This window comes from Vibrio sp. 2132-1 (assembly GCF_033344315.1).
Genome location: NZ_JAWPON010000473.1, coordinates 1 through 631, shown reverse-complemented (window position 1 = coordinate 631; position 631 = coordinate 1). Strand labels below are relative to the sequence as shown.

At 45.3% G+C, this 631-nt stretch carries 1 protein-coding gene; it reads left to right on the top strand.

What is annotated here, in order from left to right; genetic code table 11:
• The coding region (locus R8N47_RS26125) for a glycogen/starch synthase (protein WP_318186219.1) at positions 1 to 631 on the top strand (631 nt) is incomplete at both ends.

The window sequence follows — 631 nt, the reverse complement described above, 5'->3', positions numbered from 1 at the left end:
ATGCGGTCTTTCAAGGTGTATTTAGTTTCGACGACGTACAGTGTTTGCCAGAGTTTCACTGCCGAAACGTTCCCGATGCTGCGGTGAGTGCAACGCATATTACTATGCTCAAAGCTGGCGTAATGAATGCCGATAAGATAAATGCAGTCAGCCCAACGTACGCTGAAGAGTTAAAAACAGAACTTGGCAGTCATGGAATGGCATGGGAGTTTCAGCAACGGGCAGGGGATCTAGTCGGAATTTTAAATGGTTGCGATTACAGTGCTTGGAATCCGGAAACTGATGTTTATTTGCCAAGGAACTATAGTGCCGACAAACAAAGTATGGTTCTAGGTAAAAACACTTGTAAGCGCGCATTACAGCAGAGGCTAAACCTTGCTGAAAAAGACGTAGCCATGTTTGGTATGGTTTGTCGTTTGACTCAGCAAAAAGGCGTGCATTACTTGCTGCCGGCTTTGGCGGATTTTTTGAAGCATGATGTTCAAGTCGTTGTTGTTGGGACGGGTGATCCCGTTTTGGCTGCACAATTGGAAGAGGTTGCGGCGCAATTCTCCGACAAGTTTGTATTTGTTGAGGCGTATGACAATGAACTCGCGCATTTAGTTGAAGCTGGTTCGGATTTCTTCTTAAT